The 15,448-nt window shown below is 61.3% G+C and carries 14 protein-coding genes; 4 read left to right on the top strand and 10 right to left on the bottom strand.

Features of this window, described 5'->3' with window-relative positions:
- Positions 1 to 78: 78 nt before the first annotated feature.
- The 5 genes from KUV86_RS04895 to KUV86_RS04915 form a co-directional block, all read right to left on the bottom strand.
- Positions 79 to 393: a putative quinol monooxygenase gene (locus KUV86_RS04895; RefSeq protein WP_222483803.1), complete on the bottom strand. Its 315-nt coding sequence runs from the start codon at positions 391 to 393 to the stop codon at positions 79 to 81.
- Between the two features lie 213 nt (positions 394 to 606).
- Positions 607 to 1,197 carry an NAD(P)H-dependent oxidoreductase gene (locus KUV86_RS04900; RefSeq protein ID WP_222162038.1) on the bottom strand — a complete coding sequence of 197 codons (591 nt, stop codon included), beginning with the start codon at positions 1,195 to 1,197 and terminating at the stop codon, positions 607 to 609.
- Between the two features lie 476 nt (positions 1,198 to 1,673).
- Positions 1,674 to 3,263, bottom strand: coding sequence for an ABC-F family ATPase (locus KUV86_RS04905; protein WP_222483804.1), 1,590 nt, complete (start codon positions 3,261 to 3,263; stop codon positions 1,674 to 1,676).
- Between the two features lie 219 nt (positions 3,264 to 3,482).
- Positions 3,483 to 5,294, bottom strand: a complete 1,812-nt coding sequence (locus KUV86_RS04910; RefSeq protein WP_261397534.1) for a BCCT family transporter — start codon at positions 5,292 to 5,294, stop codon at positions 3,483 to 3,485.
- 335 nt (positions 5,295 to 5,629) lie between these two features.
- On the bottom strand, positions 5,630 to 6,148 hold the full coding sequence (locus KUV86_RS04915) for a hypothetical protein (RefSeq protein WP_224851778.1): 519 nt from the start codon (positions 6,146 to 6,148) through the stop codon (positions 5,630 to 5,632).
- A gap of 300 nt (positions 6,149 to 6,448) precedes the next feature.
- Here KUV86_RS04915 and KUV86_RS04920 point away from each other — a divergent pair, with 300 nt between their 5' ends.
- Complete coding sequence (locus KUV86_RS04920) at positions 6,449 to 6,970, top strand: MarR family winged helix-turn-helix transcriptional regulator (protein ID WP_206942693.1); 522 nt, start codon at positions 6,449 to 6,451, stop codon at positions 6,968 to 6,970.
- 111 nt (positions 6,971 to 7,081) lie between these two features.
- Positions 7,082 to 8,290, top strand: a complete 1,209-nt coding sequence (locus KUV86_RS04925) for an NAD(P)-binding domain-containing protein (RefSeq protein WP_222483805.1) — start codon at positions 7,082 to 7,084, stop codon at positions 8,288 to 8,290.
- Positions 8,291 to 8,417: 127 nt separating this feature from the next.
- Here KUV86_RS04925 and KUV86_RS04930 read toward each other — a convergent pair whose 3' ends face one another.
- The 4 genes from KUV86_RS04930 to KUV86_RS04945 form a co-directional block, all read right to left on the bottom strand.
- Complete coding sequence (locus tag KUV86_RS04930; RefSeq protein ID WP_224908288.1) at positions 8,418 to 8,999, bottom strand: hypothetical protein; 582 nt, start codon at positions 8,997 to 8,999, stop codon at positions 8,418 to 8,420.
- A 172-nt stretch (positions 9,000 to 9,171) separates the two neighbouring features.
- The gene (locus tag KUV86_RS04935) at positions 9,172 to 10,482 is read right to left on the bottom strand and encodes an amidohydrolase (protein WP_206942689.1); all 1,311 of its coding nucleotides are present in this window, start codon (positions 10,480 to 10,482) and stop codon (positions 9,172 to 9,174) included.
- Between the two features lie 26 nt (positions 10,483 to 10,508).
- Positions 10,509 to 11,960 carry a sodium:solute symporter gene (locus tag KUV86_RS04940; protein WP_222483811.1) on the bottom strand — a complete coding sequence of 484 codons (1,452 nt, stop codon included), beginning with the start codon at positions 11,958 to 11,960 and terminating at the stop codon, positions 10,509 to 10,511.
- Positions 11,953 to 12,165, bottom strand: coding sequence for a DUF3311 domain-containing protein (locus tag KUV86_RS04945; protein ID WP_206942685.1), 213 nt, complete (start codon positions 12,163 to 12,165; stop codon positions 11,953 to 11,955). The genes KUV86_RS04940 and KUV86_RS04945 overlap by 8 nt, the downstream gene beginning before the upstream one ends.
- Before the next feature lie 223 nt (positions 12,166 to 12,388).
- Here KUV86_RS04945 and KUV86_RS04950 point away from each other — a divergent pair, with 223 nt between their 5' ends.
- Positions 12,389 to 13,288: a LysR family transcriptional regulator gene (locus KUV86_RS04950; RefSeq protein ID WP_222483813.1), complete on the top strand. Its 900-nt coding sequence runs from the start codon at positions 12,389 to 12,391 to the stop codon at positions 13,286 to 13,288.
- Between the two features lie 101 nt (positions 13,289 to 13,389).
- Here the strand turns inward: KUV86_RS04950 and KUV86_RS04955 are convergent, their stop codons facing one another.
- Positions 13,390 to 14,283: a LysR family transcriptional regulator gene (locus KUV86_RS04955; protein ID WP_222162044.1), complete on the bottom strand. Its 894-nt coding sequence runs from the start codon at positions 14,281 to 14,283 to the stop codon at positions 13,390 to 13,392.
- A gap of 133 nt (positions 14,284 to 14,416) precedes the next feature.
- On the opposite strand from KUV86_RS04955, the gene KUV86_RS04960 reads away from it, so the two are divergent.
- The gene (locus KUV86_RS04960; protein ID WP_222483815.1) at positions 14,417 to 15,436 is read left to right on the top strand and encodes a zinc-dependent alcohol dehydrogenase family protein; all 1,020 of its coding nucleotides are present in this window, start codon (positions 14,417 to 14,419) and stop codon (positions 15,434 to 15,436) included.
- Positions 15,437 to 15,448 lie beyond the last annotated feature (12 nt).

Genomic DNA, 15,448 nt, shown 5'->3' on the forward strand with positions numbered 1-15,448 from the left:
TGGAGTCGCCATTTCACCCGCCCCCGCCCCCTTGGTGAAGGGGCGGGGGCGGGTATGCTCTTGCTCGTTGCGCCTCTATCAGGCGTCGACTGGGTCGATCAAGCGAATGTCGGCATGGGTGACCCAGTCTACCGTGGCGTCGCGAAAGCGTGCCATGTGTGGAGTCTCCATGTGGGCTTCCAGTGCCGCACGGGAGGACCAGGTTTCGATGACGGTGACCGTATCGCTGCGCGCGGTGTCGTCATGGGTCAGGCCTCTTGGGGCGTCGATGGCCGGCTGATAGCGCAGGCAGCCCTCTTCCTGTTGAACCGTTGGGGCTACCTCAAGCAATGCATCCAGCACGTTCTGGGCGTTGCCCGGGGTTGTGGTGATCGTCGCAATGACCCACAGCATGGTGACACTCCTCTGGTCTTGATCTGGTGGACGGGCCCCGGCCGGATTGTCGGGGCCGTAAAGCGCTCAAGGAAATACGGCATCAATGCCTGCACGGATGAGTCGCTGCGTCGCCCACTGCGCGAAGGCTCTACCTGACAGCATCGAGGCCTTGGATGCTGGGCTTCGGGCGCTGACGCGTCGTTCCGCACGGCTAATGACGGCAGCGTTTGCTCAGGCCTCGGTGGTCGAGAACAGCGCGAGCAAATGTTCGCGATATTCGGCGACATGGGTATCGATCGCGGGCGCCTTGATCACGTCGTTGGCGAGGTAGGTGGGCAAGCCTTGCATGCCGAGGAACTCCATCGCCTTGTGGACCGGGAAGTAGACGCCGTCGACGCCCTTGCCCTCGAAGAAGTTGCCTTCCTCATCGAAGGCTTCTCTGGGCGCATTCCAGGTCAATGACAGCATATAGCGGCGCCCCTGCAGCAGACCGCCACTGCCGTACTGGAGAGACGGATCCTTGCGCGAGCGGCCATCGCTGGCGTAGAGGCTGCCATGGCCTTCGGTTAGTACTTCGTCCAGGTAGCGTTTCACGATCCACGGCGGCCCCATCCACCAACCAGGCATCTGCACGATGATGGTGTCTGCCCACAGCCACTTGTCGATTTCGGCCTGAAGGTCGTAACCCTCGTCGATGCGGGTCTCCTGAATCTGGTGACCCAGCTCAGCGAGGACGCCTCGGCCCGCGTCATGCAGAGTGTCGTTGTAGCGGCCGCCGGAGTGAGCGAACGCCTTGCCGCCGTTAAGCATCAGAATGTTCATGGACTGTCCGATTCGTCTAAAAATGGTCACGCGGTACAGTGGGGGCTCGTGCACGCTCGGACAATCGGTATGAGTGCAAAACACTTTCTCGCTAATGATGTTGCACGTTGGCGCCAAGGAGCAGCCAAGAACTGACGGCAGGAGACCCGTGAGCGCTGCGACATGATCGGCTGACCGTAAAGCGAAAGGAGGAAGCCGATAAAAAGAGACAGCAGATCAGCAGGATCGGGGAGAGAGTGGAGAGCGAGATAGTGCGAGAGAGAGGGGGGAGCGAGATAGTGCGAGAAAGGGAGAGCGAGATAGTGCGAGAGAGGGAGAGCGAGATAGTGCGAGAGAGAGGGAGAGCGAGACAGTGCGAGAGAGAGGGAGAAAGAAAGAGGGAAGAAGGGCGAGATGACTGGGGAGAGCCGCTAAGCGAGCGAGGCCACCGAGCAGCCACGGGCAGCTAGCGCTGCCCGTGGATATGCCGTGCGCTATCAGCCGAGGATACCTTGGCTGCGCAGATAGTCGTCGTAGCTACCGCTGAAGTCGACGATGCCATCGTCCTTCATTTCGATGACGCGAGTGGCCAGCGAGCCGACGAATTCTCTGTCATGGCTGACAAAGATCAGGGTGCCAGCGTAGTGCTCCAGGGCCAGGTTCAAGGCCTCAATGGACTCCATGTCCAGGTGGTTGGTGGGCTCGTCCATGACCAGCACGTTGGGATTTTGCAGTGACAGCTTGCCGAACAGCATGCGGCCCTGTTCTCCACCGGAGATCACCTTGACCGACTTGCCGATATCGTCGTTGGAGAACAGCATTCTGCCCAGCGCCCCTCGTACGATCTGCTCGCCAGACGTGGTCCATTGTTGCATCCACTCAAACAGCGTCTCGCCACCCTCGAAGTCGGCTGCGTGGTCCTGGGCGAAGTAGCCCACCTCGGCAGCGTCGGTCCATTTGACCTCGCCCGCATCGGGCTCCATCGAGCCGACCAGGCAGTTCAGCAGCGTGGTCTTGCCGATCCCGTTGGGGCCGATGATGGCAACGCGTTCACCGGCTTCGATGCGCAGACCAAAGCGCTCGAACAGCACGTTGTCATCCCAAGCCTTGGTCAGCTCCTCGACCGCCAGGGCATGGCGATGGATCTTCTTGTTCTGCTCGAAGCGAATGAACGGGCTCACCCGAGATGAGGGCTTGATCTCATCCAGCTTGATCTTGTCGATCTTGCGCTGGCGTGAGGTGGCCTGCTTGGCCTTGGAGGCATTGGCCGAGAAGCGGCTGACAAACTGCTTGAGCTCGGCGATCTCCGCCTTCTTCTTGGCATTCTCTGCCTGCAGACGCTCTCGGGCCTGGGTGGCGGCCGTCATGTACTCGTCATAATTGCCGGGAAACAGCTGCAGTTCGCCGTAGTCCAGATCCGCCATATGGGTGCAGACGCTGTTCAGGAAATGGCGGTCGTGGGAAATGATGATCATCGTCGAGGAGCGCGCCCTGAGCACATCTTCCAGCCAGCGAATTGTATTGATGTCCAGGTGGTTGGTCGGCTCATCCAACAGCAGCACGTCGGGGTCGCTGAACAGCGCCTGAGCCAGCAGCACGCGAAGCTTCCAGCCTGGTGCTACCACGCTCATCGGTTGATCATGCTGTTCGAGCGGAATGCCAAGGCCCAGCAGCAGCTCACCGGCACGCGCCTCGGCGGTGTAGCCATCAAGCTCGGCATAGCGGACCTCCAGGTCGGCCACCGCCATGCCATCTTCTTCGCTCATCTCCGCCTGGGCATAGATGCGCTCGCGCTCCGCGGCCACCTTCCACAGCTCTTCATTGCCCATGATCACGGTATCGATGACGCGTTCGTCCTCGAAGGCAAACTGATCCTGGCGCAGCTTGCCCAGCCGGGTGGTGTCGTCCTTCATGACCTGACCGCTGGTCGGCTCCAGGTCACCGCCAAGGATCTTCATCAGGGTGGACTTGCCACAGCCATTGGCCCCGATCAGGCCGTAGCGGTGCCCCTGTCCAAACTTGACAGAGACGTTTTCAAACAGCGGCTTGGGGCCAAACTGCATGGTGATGTTGGCGGTAGAGAGCACGGCAGGGAATCTCGCGGAAGCAGCATGAATGTGAGACTTGGGCCGGCACGACAGGAGGCTTCGACCAAAGTGGATCGCGCATTGTACGCGTCCGACCCGGGGGGTATCCACTCGGTGAGCGCCCAGCGCTGCCTGTCCGCAGCGTCAGGGCTTGCATAGCCGTATGTCAGGCAGCCAGAACTGAAAAGCCCGAATCCGCAGGGATTCGGGCTTGTCGCATCAGCGACGGGGCAGACGAGAACGTGGTCGATAGGGATCGCCCGGCTCGCGGAACAGCGATAGCAGCACCGCAAGGGTCATCACCAGAATGACGACGCTGACCGGCAGCGCCGCTGCGATCAGTGCTGTCTGCAGCGCAGAGAGCCCGCCGACAACCAGCAGCACCGCCGCCACCAGGCCGATGATGACGCCCCAGAAGACGCGGAACAGCTTGGGCGGATCGTCATCGCCCAGGGACAGAATGGTGGTCAGCACCAGGGTGCCCGAGTCTGATGAGGTGATGAACCAGCTCATCAGCAGGAACACCATCATCGCCGACAGCACCCAGCCGAATACGCCGGAGCCGACGATACCGTCTGCGGTGGCAAACAGCGCCGAAGGCAGGTCCCAGGCACGCACCATGTCCATGATGCCGGCGGAGCCGGCGCCACCGGCCGCGTTCAACTCCTGATGGATCGCATTGCCGCCGAAGATGACCAGCCAGATAAACGCCAGCAGGGTCGGCACCAGCAGCACACCGAGCACGAACTCCCGCAGGGTGCGGCCTTTCGAGATGCGGGCAATGAACAGACCGACAAACGGAGCCCAGGCGAGCCACCAGCCCCAGTAGAAAATGGTCCAGGCCTGTTGCCATTCGCTGGTGCCTGCCTTGTCGGCATACCAGAGCCCCATCGGAATTACTTCGGTGGCGTAGTCGGCCAGCGTTTCACCGAAGGTCTTGAACAGCCATAGGGTGGGCCCGCCGAACAGGAAGATGCCGATCACCACCGCCGACACCCAGATGTTGAGCACCGAAATGATACGGATACCGCGCTGGACACCGCTGACGACCGAGATGATCGACAGGGTCGAGATGACCGCAATCAGGGCCAGCTGAGTGGGCAGGCCATCACTGATGCCAAACAGCTTTTCCAGTCCGACGCCCATCTGGCTGACCCCGAGCCCGAGGGACGTGGCGACGCCAAACACGCAGCCCAGTACCCCGAAGATGTCGAACAAATGGCCAAGGGGACCAAAGATGCGATCGCCGATGAACGGATAGAGGGCAGACCGCAGCGCCAGGGGCAGTCCCTTGCGGTAGGCAAAGTAGGCCAGCGACATGCCGACGATGACGTAGATGGCCCAGCCGTGCAGGCCCCAGTGAAAGACGGTGACCCGTAGCGCATCGATGGCGCGCTCGTGGCCGATCTCGGTGGCCCCGGCCATGTCGGCATGGGGGTTGTTGGGATAGCCGAAGGCACCGGAGTTGTCGAGATAGAAGATCGGTTCGGCAACGCCAAAAAACAGAATGCCGATGCCGATACCCGCCGAGAACAGCATCGAGAACCAGGCAAAGTTGCTGAATTCCGGGCGGCTGTCATCGGTACCCAGGCGGATATTGCCGTAGCGACTGCAGACAATAAAGGCACAGACGACGAGCAGCGCGACCACGGAAATCAGGTAATAGCCGCTGAAGGTGCTTTCGATCCAGGTGCGGGCGGTGCCGAACACCACGCTTGCCGTGTCCGAACTAAGGCCGGTGAACAGCACAAAGAGCAGAATCAGCGCACCAGAGGTGATGGTCATGCCGCGGTGCATGCCCTGGAAAGGACCGCCCTGGTCGAGCTCTGTGACCATGTAGTCGGTGCCCATCACCGCATGGGGATTGTCGTCGGGGGGAGAGTCGGAAGACGCCGTGCTGGCGGCTGCGGTGGAGGGTGAATCTGAAGTAGCGATAGTCTCGTATCCTCTTGAGTCGGGCCACGGGCCGGCGATCCCGCTGTCACTCCAGCTACGAGCGACCTCGTGGCGCGAAGACTGAGAGCAAGTCATCGTGCCTGGACGTTGGCGAATGGGACGCACCAAACCTGCTCTCGCCTGCATGGGAAGCGAGGGCCGGTGCGCTGTCGCAAACGCCAGCAATGCTGGAAAGAAGGTGGCGTCGGGCCACCAATGCGTTGCATATCATACACTTTTTAGTGGCGGCCGTGGCGCAGGACATAGCTTGACGAGACGTCTCTGGGTGCGTCGACGCTACGTTTAGCCTCAAGCGCTCCACCATCGCTGCGCGTCATGGGGCCCGGGAGAACTGCCCCGGCGCTTCGGGTGCGGGCGCAGTTCATCCCTCTAGGAGTGGGTTGACAGTTACATTGCCCCCTACGAGTAGGCTATCGCTGGCTGAGTAGCTTCAAGTTATTGCGAAGCTCCTGTGGCACATCTTCGATCAATACGAGAGTGACCTCTTGCTCCCCACCTTGTGTACTCGTGAGACTGTCGCCCAGATAAGTGTTTATCTCATCCGGGGTCAACGAGTACATGGCCCCTGTTAATGGGTCGACGATTAACCAGCCAATCAATCCCCCAAAAATTAAGTTGCCTCCTACATACCAGCCGTTGGCATGGCTGGTAATCTCTATAGAGCGACTCTGAAAACCATCTTTACTGATGGTGACGACATAATCCTTTCCGCCAAAGTAGGAGCCGTCAGCCTTTTTGAGCGTTACACTGGTTGGCGTGCTTCCCTCGAAGACTTGCTGCCCCTTTTCGTCGACGATTGTAATGTCTGCATGGGTTGGAGCACTGTTGATGGTGATTGCCTGATCGCGATCACCAACGATACTGGCACAACCACTGAGCATCATGGCACTTGCTACAGCAACAGATAGTAGGGTACTCGTTCGTTTCACTTGGCGTTACTCCCGTGCGTAAATATTCATATCATTCAACAGAACGTTTTTATTTATTATTGAAGTCTGATGGTATGAAGCCCAACTGATGCCATCAAGCGGTCACTGTAATCTTGCTGTTCATTAGCGCGCGGGAAATAGAAAACCTTGCTGTATATCAGAGGTTGAGAAGGAACTTCTTAGTCAGAGGAGAGGAGTCGCTCACCGCAGGCGCAGGGCTCTCGACTCATCGGTGCGCCGCTTGACCCGGCCCGGAAGGTCATTTACGTTGCTAGTACCAACTAAACTACCAAAGACCCAATGTCTCTCCATAGCGATAGCACCCAAAAAAGCGACAGCGACAACTCCCGAGACCTCCCTAGCGGCGAGAACCTCGACCGGGATGCCCGAGCGCTCTATGACGCGCTCAATCAGTTGATTCGGGTCCACCAGTTTCGAGATCGAGATCGCATTTGCGGCTATGACCTTTCTGTGGCCCAGTGTTATGCCCTGGAGACTCTGGTCCATCAAGGGCCATTGCGCCTGCAGGGGTTGGCTAGCGAAATGTACCTGGACAAGAGCACGGCGAGTCGCGTGGTGGACGCCCTGGTCCGCAAGGGACATGTCGACCGGATCGCCGATCCGGCGGATCGACGTGCCGCGCTGATCCGGCCTACAGTGCAGGGAGAAGCGTTGTACCAGACGATTCGCGCCGACCTGATCGCCGAAGAGCGGGCAATGCTCGAAGGGCTCACTCCGGATATGCGTCGGGCGGCGCTGACCCTGATACGGCAGTTGACCCAGGCAGCGCATCGGCGCTGTGGTCCAGGGCCTCGGCCCTGAGTTGTAATGAGGACGAGACCTGAGTTTTTTTGTACGCATTGTTGGTACTGACAACTAATGTCGGATGTGAGGGCGCGTCCGCCAAGGTACCACTCTCTCAAGGAGCGATAGATGAATCAGACAAGTGGCAGGATCGCGATCATCGGAGGCGGTCCTGTAGGGCTTGCCGCCTGCGCCCACGCGCTAGCGCATGGACTCGATCCGCTGGTTATCGAAGCGGGCAAGGGCGTCGGTGAGCATCTGCGGCAGTGGGGGCATGTGCGAATGTTCACGCCCTGGGAATGCAACCTTGATGATCACGCTACCTCACTATTGAAGGCCAATGGATGGCTGCCGCCGGATGGCAATGCTTGCCCGACCGGGCAGGAGCTTGTGGATCACTATCTGGAACCTCTGGCGAATCTGCCCGAGTTCCGAGACCGCGTGTACCTGCAAAACCGCGTGCTGGGAGTGAGTCGGTCCGGTATCGATGTGCTGAAAGACAAGGGGCGCTTCGAGGCGCCGTTCGTGCTGAGGATCGAAGACCCCGATGGCGAGCGGGACCTGTTCGCCGATGCGGTCATCGATGCCTCAGGTACCTTTGGCCAGCCCAATTGGATGGGAGCGCACGGTATGCCAGCGCTGGGGGAGGCGCGACTGGCACAGAGGGTGACCTACGGACTGCCATCGGTGCTGAAGGAGGGGCGTGATCGCTACGCCAACCGGCGTGTACTGGTCGTCGGAGCCGGGCATTCGGCCTTCAATCTGCTACGTGATCTGGCTGAGCTCGCCAAGGCGGCTCCGGACACCAGGGTGCTGTGGGCAATTCGTGGAGATTCACCGGCCAGAATGTTCTGCGGTTGCGCCGACGATCCTCTCGAGGAACGCGGTCGGCTGGGGCTTGAGGTCCAGCGTCTGGTGAGCGATGGCAGGATCGAGGTCTATCCCGGGGTCAGGATCGAGCGACTTGAGGAACGGGCCGATGGTCTGGTCATCCAGGGGCAAGGGCATGGCTTGCCGCCGGTGGACGAGGTAGTCGTCGCTACCGGCTTCCGGCCAGATCTGTCGCTGTTGTCTGAGCTTCGCCTCGAGCTGGATCCCGCCACCCAGAGCCCGGTTCGTCTGGCGCCATTGATCGACCCCAACGTACATAGCTGTGGCTCGGTGCCCTCCCACGGCGCCGAGGAACTCCGTCATCCGGAGCAGGGGCTGTTTATCCTGGGCATCAAGAGCTACGGCCGTGCTCCCACCTTTCTGTTGAGGACCGGTTACGAACAGGTGCGCTCGGTGGTCGCAATGCTGGCGGAAGGAGCGGCACGAGGTAGCTTCGGCCATCGATAGAGCGACGATGCTTGCGAGGATAGCGAGGCTAGGGTACGTGCCCGACCGCATCGATCTGCCTGACACAGCCAGCCCCCGGTAGTTGAAGAATTACTTACCAGGGGCTGGTAGGTCCGGCGACGGTGTTTCAGGCGGTGGTCACTGGCGCCGAGCGTTGCAGCGTCAGCAAGGTGTCCTCGTCGCGCAGCCGGTACAGGGTGTAGCAGGCCGCCAGCATCGGCAGGGCGGCGAAGAACAGCATATGGCCAAAGGGATCTGTCACCATGGCGGGAATCGTCACCAGCGTCGAGATGCCGTGAATGGCGAGCACGCCTGCGTACGTCATGCGCTTGTAAAGGCCCGCCACGAACGCCAGGATCAGGGCTAACTCCAATGCGCCGAGCACCATCACCACGGCGGTGTCCACGCCCGCGACGCCGAAGTACTTATCGATAATGCCGCTGCCCTGGGCGGGGTTGATGAATTTGCTTAGCGTCCACACCAGTAACACCAGGAAGATGCCGACACGCATCGCCAGCAGCCCGCCTTTTAGTCCTGACATATCTGTTTCCTCTCCTTTCCTGAGATCATTCCGCACGGCGGCGGTCACGAGATGGTGGTCTTGGCAGCCCGTTGGCAACCTGTCGCGAATGCGCAGCTGCACTGTCGAGGCCGCGCCGGTTTGCGTCGGCCGGTGTCGCAGATCCTTACAGACCTTGTCGGCGAGCATGATGCTGGGTCGGATAAGAGGCGGGGGAAACGCTGTGATCAGGGCTATATGCATGTCTGTAAGTAGGGCAGGGCTGAAGCTGGGGAGTATCGACGGGGGCTGCGCGATAGGCCGGGGAAGCCTGGCGATGGCCTTTTCTGCTCACCGCTTCTGCTTCCCCGGTCGTGCTGCGTCAGTCCAGACAGGCGATGGCGCCGCTGACCAACGCTTCGATACCGGTACGCAGGGTCACGGGGTTGCCCGGGAAATAGTGGGGAGAATGCGGCATCTCCAGGTGCCGCATCTTTTCTGCCACCGTGCGGCCCGGTGTCGCTGCCCAGCGCTCTGCCGGGGTGGCGCCGAAGAACCAGTAGGCGCAAGGGATATCGTCGCCGCCGAAGTCGCCTGCCTTGGCATCACCGAAAAGCGGAAAGTCCTCGCTGCCGTTGAGTCGGTGCATGTCGTAGAGCGCGTCCTGGCCGAAATGCTCGCCATGGGCGCGGCGAAGGCGTTCGACCAGGTCCGTGTCGTTGTATAGCGCGATGGTGTCATTGATCACGCGAATATCCGGCGGGCGTGGACAGCGCCCAGCGTCGCATTCCGCGCGCACGATGCGCTCGATCGCTTCGATCAGCTGGCGGTGCAGGCTGTTGTCGAAGCTGCGGATATTGATGTCCAGCTCGGCATGGTGAGGAATGATATTGGCCTGGGTGCCGGCGTGCAGCCGGCCCACCGTGACCACGGCGGTCTCTTCCGGCGGGACTTCTCGCGACACGATGGTCTGCAGCCGGGTTACCACATGGGCGGCAATGACGACCGGGTCGATGGTGTGAGCTGGCATCGAGCCATGGCCGCCAGCGCCATGAATAGTGATCGCCAGATTCGAGGCGGCCGCCATGGCACGTCCGGCAATGTGCCCGACGTTGCCGGCCAGTGCTGGCATATTGTGCTGGCCGAGAACGATATCCGGGCGCGCGAAGCGGCGATAAAGCCCATCCTCCAGCATCGCCTTGGCCCCACCGAAGATTTCCTCGGCGGGCTGGCAGATCAGCATCAGGGTCCCTTGCCACTGGTCGCGCATGGCGGCCATCACCGTGGCGGCGCCGACGATGCAACTGCTGTGCAGGTCATGTCCGCAGGCGTGCATCAGCGGCACGCTGCCGCCGTCAGTGTCGGCGGTATCCGTGCTGGCAAACTCGACACCGGTGTCTTCCTTGATCGGCAGTGCGTCCATGTCCCCGCGCAGCATCACGGTGGGGCCTTCCCCGTTGCGTATCAGGGCGACGACGCCCGTGCCGCCGACGCCACGGGTGACCTCCATGCCTGGGGTGTCCCGCGCTACTGCCTCCAGGGCGTCGGCCAGATGAGCGCTGGTCTGATGTTCCTGAAAAGGCAGCTCCGGGTGCTGATGCAGCTGACGGTAGAGCGAGCCGATAGTCTCAAGCGTCTGCTCTGCGTGGGCGCGGATAGCCTGACTGAGGTCAGCGCTGATGTGAGTGGTCATGGGTACGTCTCCTTGTGTGTGTCACATCAGTTGGCGAGGGATGTGGTGTCGGCGGCCGGCTGGATGAAGCGCTGACAGGCGGTGACTACCAGCACGTTGAGCAGCATGGCCCACAGGCCGGAATGCCAGCCCAGTGGCGAGGACCACACGAACTCCATCAACAGGTAGGCAACGCTTCCCGCCATGGCGCCTGCCAGGACGCTCAGGCGTCGTAGTGTCGGCAGGAAGACCGCGCCCATGACCATGGGCAGCAGCTGGACGATCAGCCCATAGGCGACAAGCAGCATCATGACCAGTGATGACGGGTTGGCCAGCGCACAGGCGTAGGCGACCAGGGACAGCCCCACCACACTCCAGCGGGTGGCGCTGACCACGGTCTTTTCACTGGCGCCGCGCATGACCGTCGGGCCCAGCACGTCTCTGACCAGTACGATGCCCGCGGTGTGGGCCAGGTTGGCCCCGGTAGACATGGCGGCGGCCAGGGCGCCAGACAGCATCACACCGATGACCCAGGGCGAGTAGTCGGCCACGTCAAGCACGAGCTTCAGCAGCACCGTATCCGGGCGCGCCAGCGGTTCCTCGGCAAACACGATAATGCCCGCAAAGCCGATGAATAGCAGAGGTACCAGTAAGTAGGCGTAGAGAGGATAGAAGACGCTGACCTTGCGTAACGTGCGACCGCTGTCAGCGGAATAGAACTTCATGAACAGATGCGGCCACATGGCGCCGCCAAAGGCACTGACGAGGATCGCGGTGCTGAAGTAGCCCCAGCCCATGTTGGTGGCGCCGGGCAGGGTCAGGTATTCGGGAGCGCTCTCCTGGATCTGGCTGAACATCTCGCCGACCCCGCCATAGAGGCGCTCGGAGAGGCTGATACCCAGGTACCAGGCAATCACGATCATCATGATGCCCTGCAGCAGGTTGGTCCAACCGATGCCCTTGAGGCCGCTGGTGAAGACGTAGGCAGCGACCACGATAAAGGCGAGCAGCGCACCAAGCCACAGCGGCACCAGGCCATCGGTGGCGGCCTGGAACAGCATGCCAGCCCCGGCGATCTGGATGGTGAGGTAGGGCACCATGGCGGCGACGCCGATGATGCCGGCGATCATGCCGAGAGGTTTGCTGCGGTAGTGATGGGCGATCATGTCGCCCTGGGTCAGGTAGCCCCGCTCTCGTCCCAGTTTGGCGACCCTTGGGCCAAGCACCCAGATCGAGATCGGCACCAGCGCCAGATAGGCCAGGATATAGAGGGCTGGTGCGCCCCTCTCATACGCCCAGCCGGGGGTGCCAAGAAAGGCGAACGCCGAGAAGATCTCGGCGCCAAGGATAAAGAACAGAATGATCACCCCGACGTGGCGACCACCGGCCACGTAGCCTTCGAGGCTGGAGCTGTGCTGACCGCGGGCGCGGATGCCCACCCACAGCACTACGCCCAGGTAGGCGAGGGTAATACCGACGACGATGAAGGCATCATTCATGGCGATCCCCTCCGTGTCGCACCACAAAGGCGATCCACATGCCGGCGAACAGAATCAGCATCCACAGGATGTACCAGAAGAACAGGAACGGCAGGCCCAGTACCATCGGTTCAATGCGGTTGGCGATCAGCGCGCCGGGCCAGATCATGGCGAGCGAACATACGGCGAAGTGCAGCCCGGTCAACAGGTGAAAGGTCTTGGTCATGGAAGGTTCCTTGGCCTTGGGGGACGCTGGGAGGTTGTTGCGGACGAGCGTTTCCCGGTGCCGCCGGCGGGCGGTTATTGAAATTGTGCCTTTACTATGGGATAGCTCTTTCGATACCAAAAATATGGCTTTTTGATAGCAGCGATATCGATATGGCATGGGAACGGGGTGATTGCCGTCGCCGTCGTCAGCGCCGTCTAACGTCGAGGGAGGCATTCACGTCATGGAGTTCCGACAGCTGAGCTATTTCGTGGCGGTGGTGGAGGCCGGGACCATCACCGAGGCCAGCCGCCGGGTACATGTGGCGCAACCGGCGCTGACTCGCCAGATTCGTTTACTCGAGGAAGATCTGGGCACCCGCCTGCTGGACCGTCACGCCAGGGGCGTCCGCCTGACCATGGCGGGGCGTGCGTTGTATGAGGAAGCCTTGCTGTTGCTGGATCAGCGTTCGCAGATCAAGGCCCGTCTCACGGCCCTGGGCAGCGGTCGCACGGGAACATTGCGCCTGGGCATCACGGTGGCCCACCTATGGGTGCCCGAAGTGGCGCGGATGATGGGGCAGTATCGGGCGCAGTATCCGGGCGTGGCCTTTGAGGTCTTTCCCTTGCTCTCTGGCCCGCAGCTAGAACGGTTGTGCGAAGGCACGCTGGACGCTGGCGTGGTGTATCTGGATGGGCCGGACTATCCCGGGCTCGACACCTTGCCGCTGAAACACGACAGCCTGGTGCTGGCGCTGCCGGAGACCTCTCCGTGGGCCAAGTGCCCGCCCCAGTGTCTGGCGGACCTGCAGGAAGAGGACTTTGTGTGGGGCTTTCGCAGCGCGTCGCCGATGTACTACGACCGCATGCTGTCGCACTTCAAGCGCCTGGGCTTTGCGCCACGAGTCGTCCAGTACGGCGCCGACAACATCACCATTCTCAGCATGGTGGCGGCAGGTCTGGGCTTTGCCATCGTCACCTCAGCGAGTCGGCATCACCCCTTGCCCGGCGTGCGCTTTGTCAGGTTGCCCGAGCTCGATCGCTGCGATATGCCGCTGTGGCTGGCATGGCGCCATGGTAATGACTCACCGACCCTGTGCAACTTGATTCAGCAGGTACAAGCCGAGCTATCGTCCGGGGCCTGATGGTTCACGTCCCTGTTCTGGCGCCCTGGTTCTGGCGCCAGAGCGGTGGGGGGCTGTCCGAACAGTTGCCGAGTCAAGGCACGAGCAGGCCTGCGGTATGTCTACTGGGGGTGGCGCAATGCCTCGACCAGCAAGGAAAACGCGGGGGATGCCTGGCGACGGTTGGGATAGTACAGATGAAAGCCAGGGAAGGGAGGACTCCAGTCATCCAGCACCTGAATCAGGCGTCCATCGTCAATGGCACCCACCACCATGTCTTCGGGCAGAAAGGCGAGGCCGAGTCCAGCGAGTGCGGCTGACAGCACCTGTTGACTGTTGTTGACGACAAGCTGCCCGTGAGTCTGGACATTGAGTGCGATACCGTCTTTTTCGAACTCCCAGGCGTAAAGCCCTCCTGACGTCGGCATGCGGATACTGATGCAGTTGTGTTGGGTGAGCTCGTGGGGTGTCAGCGGGACTGGGTAGCGCTGAAAGTAGCTCGGTGCCGCCACCGCCAACATGCGCATGTCTGGCCCGATGCGGGTAGCGATCATGTCCTTGGCAACGCGCTCGCCGAGACGGACACCCGCGTCCAGCCGCTCGGAGACAATGTCGGTCAGACCGTTGTCGATGCGCAGCTCTACCTGGATATCGGGATATTGCGTCAGCAGTGGGGATAGCTTGGGCATCAGTATGCTGTCCGCGGCGTGGCTGCTGGTGGAGATGCGAAGCGTGCCTGCGGGCTTGTCGCGCAGCTCGCTCAAGGCCTCAAGGCCGTGGTGAATGTCCTCGAAGCAAGGCGCTATCGTGCGTAACAGTCGATCTCCCGCTTCGGTAGGGGAGACGTTGCGTGTCGTACGTGTCAGCAGACGGATTCCCAGCCTCGCCTCCAGCCCGCGAATGGTATGACTAAGCGCTGACTGGGATACGCCGAGTTCTGCTGCCGCCCGCGTGAAGCTGCCTTTTTCTGCCACCCGAAGGAAGGCATGTAGGTCGTTGAAGTTCTCGCGGGGCATTGATGAGCCTCTTTCATGGGTTCATGCGGTGTATGGCATCTAATCATATCTGTGGCCATTGTCTAACGTGGAGTCGGGTGGGGAGTCATTGCTTCCCTTTGGACCATTCTGTCGTTTTGACAAGGAGAAACACATGTTTGCGACCGTCATGCATGGACCCGGTGATGTCCGCTACGAAAAAGTCGCGGACCCCAGTATCGTTCAGCCTACCGACGCCATTGTCGAGCTTGCTGCCAGCTGTATCTGTGGCTCGGACCTGTGGCCGTATCGTGGGCTACAGCCCCAGGATGGCCCTGCAAACATGGGACATGAGTACTGCGGCGTGGTGGTTGAGGTGGGCTCCGAGGTGCGCAACATCAAGCCCGGACAGTTTGTCGTCGGCAGCTTTTGTCTGTCTGACAATAGCTGTCCGCACTGTCAGTTCGGGTTCCAGTCGTCCTGTGCCCAGGTTGAGTTCATGACCGGCGCCCAGGCCCCCTATGCCCGCGTGCCGCTGGCCGACGGCACCTTGGTAGCAACGCGTGAGGTTCCTGACGCATCGATGGTGCCGCACCTGCTGGCGGTGTCCGACGTGCTGGGCACCGGCTGGTATGCCGCCGATGCTGCCCAGGTACGTGAGGGCAGCACGGTGGTGGTGGTGGGCGACGGGGCGGTCGGGCTGATGGGCGTTATGGCCGCCTCCCAGATGGGGGCAGAGCGCATCATCGCCATGAGCCGCCATGCCAGCCGTCAGCAGTTGGCGCGTGATTTCGGGGCCACCGATATCGTTGCCGAGCGTGGCGACGAGGGCATCGAGCGAGTCATGGAACTGACCCGTGGCATCGGTGCCGAGTCAGTGCTGGAGTGCGTTGGGATGGAGCAATCGATGCGACAGGCGCTTGGCATCTGTCGCCCTGGCGGCACCATCGGCTATGTCGGGGTGCCCCATGGCGTGACCTTTGATGGCCAGCAATTGTTTTTCGGCCAGAAGCGCATGCTCGGCGGGCCCGCACCGGTGCGACGGTTCCTGCCGGACCTGATGGAGCGTGTGCTGGCGGGCAGCATCGCGCCAGGCAAGGTATTCGATCAGACGCTCCCCATCGAGCAGGTGGCACAGGGCTACAAGGCCATGGACGAACGAAGTGCGATCAAGACCCTGCTGACCATGTCCTGATTCGAACTTATC

Source organism: Halomonas sp. DP8Y7-3 (assembly GCF_019801675.1).
In the GTDB taxonomy this organism is placed as follows: domain Bacteria; phylum Pseudomonadota; class Gammaproteobacteria; order Pseudomonadales; family Halomonadaceae; genus Halomonas; species Halomonas litopenaei_A.

Bases quoted from the DNA above. Each gene is read 5' to 3' on its own strand.
- KUV86_RS04895 (WP_222483803.1), bottom strand. From the start codon at position 393: ATGCTGTGGGTCATTGCGACGATCACCACAACCCCGGGCAACGCCCAG.
- KUV86_RS04900 (WP_222162038.1), bottom strand. From the start codon at position 1,197: ATGAACATTCTGATGCTTAACGGCGGCAAGGCGTTCGCTCACTCCGGC.
- KUV86_RS04910 (WP_261397534.1), bottom strand. From the start codon at position 5,294: ATGACTTGCTCTCAGTCTTCGCGCCACGAGGTCGCTCGTAGCTGGAGT.
- KUV86_RS04920 (WP_206942693.1), top strand. From the start codon at position 6,449: ATGTCTCTCCATAGCGATAGCACCCAAAAAAGCGACAGCGACAACTCC.
- KUV86_RS04925 (WP_222483805.1), top strand. From the start codon at position 7,082: ATGAATCAGACAAGTGGCAGGATCGCGATCATCGGAGGCGGTCCTGTA.
- KUV86_RS04930 (WP_224908288.1), bottom strand. From the start codon at position 8,999: ATGCTCGCCGACAAGGTCTGTAAGGATCTGCGACACCGGCCGACGCAA.
- KUV86_RS04935 (WP_206942689.1), bottom strand. From the start codon at position 10,482: ATGACCACTCACATCAGCGCTGACCTCAGTCAGGCTATCCGCGCCCAC.
- KUV86_RS04940 (WP_222483811.1), bottom strand. From the start codon at position 11,960: ATGAATGATGCCTTCATCGTCGTCGGTATTACCCTCGCCTACCTGGGC.
- KUV86_RS04945 (WP_206942685.1), bottom strand. From the start codon at position 12,165: ATGACCAAGACCTTTCACCTGTTGACCGGGCTGCACTTCGCCGTATGT.
- KUV86_RS04950 (WP_222483813.1), top strand. From the start codon at position 12,389: ATGGAGTTCCGACAGCTGAGCTATTTCGTGGCGGTGGTGGAGGCCGGG.
- KUV86_RS04955 (WP_222162044.1), bottom strand. From the start codon at position 14,283: ATGCCCCGCGAGAACTTCAACGACCTACATGCCTTCCTTCGGGTGGCA.
- KUV86_RS04960 (WP_222483815.1), top strand. From the start codon at position 14,417: ATGTTTGCGACCGTCATGCATGGACCCGGTGATGTCCGCTACGAAAAA.